Annotated in this window: 2 protein-coding genes; both read right to left on the bottom strand. The window is 42.3% G+C overall.

Annotated features, from left to right (window positions below; translation table 11 throughout):
* Window positions 1-123: 123 nt before the first annotated feature.
* On the bottom strand, window positions 124-558 hold the full coding sequence (locus tag HMPREF1551_RS06035; RefSeq protein ID WP_009413225.1) for a single-stranded DNA-binding protein: 435 nt from the start codon (window positions 556-558) through the stop codon (window positions 124-126).
* A 25-nt stretch (window positions 559-583) separates the two neighbouring features.
* Complete coding sequence (locus HMPREF1551_RS06030) at window positions 584-901, bottom strand: hypothetical protein (protein WP_034544388.1); 318 nt, start codon at window positions 899-901, stop codon at window positions 584-586.
* Between the last annotated feature and the right edge of the window lie 2 nt (window positions 902-903).

The following is a 903-nucleotide window of genomic DNA, read 5'->3' as shown; positions in this document are numbered from 1 at the left end:
TAAGGCTGATAAGAGCAAAGTCGCAACTATCCCATTCGCTATTGGTATAGGCACGCACCAATAGGTGTGTTGTAGGTGTTTTGCTGATATTCATTTTCTGTTCAATTTTAAAGGGTTATACATTTAGAAAGGTAAATCGTCCTCGTCTTCCTCTGCGACTTGCCCTGCTGTGACTTGGGGCTTTGGCAAAGGTGTTATGGCATTTGCGTTATTTGTCTCACTTGCAGAGGTATTAGGTGTTACTTCTGCTTTCTTGCTAAAGTGGAATTTGATTTTGGAGGTGTGAAAGTTCAAGCCTGCTTGAGGCTCTCCCTCACGATTGAGCCACGCTCTTGCCGATACTCGTCCTTCCAATTCAACCAATGTGCCTTTGGTAAGATACGGAGCAACTCCCGTACTGAGCCAATAAGCACAGTCAAAAAAGGAGGTTTGTTGTACGTTTTCACCTGCTTTGTTTCGGTAGTTGTCGTTCACTGCTACAGAGAAATTAACGACTTGTTTGCCATTTGATAGGGTTTGTACTTGTGCATTTTCGGTAAGTCTTCCTACGATATTCATAAGCGTTCTATTTGTTATTAGGTTACTAAATTTCTACTATTTGGTCTATGCGCCCATAAAGATAGGCACGGAGGCTGGTGCGGTCGATAGCATAGTATTCATACCAAGTATTATACTGCTTTACAATGAACTTTCTCAGCACATCGGAAAAGTCAAATCGGTAGCCCAATAAGGGGATAGCATTTCTGAAAAAGCAGTTACTATTGACCGCTTGGGTAATCCAATTTTTCTCTGTTCGGGTGAGTTTCTCACCGCTATTGAGCTTTACACGGAGCTGATAGACTTGGCAGTCTTTAAGATGCTCTAAGGGACTTATTTCGTGAGACACGAATTTGGTTGCGATAC

The sequence above is a fragment of the Capnocytophaga sp. oral taxon 863 str. F0517 genome, from assembly GCF_000466425.1.
Classification (GTDB): domain Bacteria; phylum Bacteroidota; class Bacteroidia; order Flavobacteriales; family Flavobacteriaceae; genus Capnocytophaga.
The sequence above is the reverse complement of the archived record's forward strand: the minus strand, read 5'-3'. Positions and strand labels throughout refer to the sequence as shown.

What these genes read in the sequence shown, in the direction of transcription:
- HMPREF1551_RS06035 (WP_009413225.1), bottom strand. Translation starts at nt 558, where the DNA reads ATGAATATCGTAGGAAGACTTACCGAAAATGCACAAGTACAAACCCTA.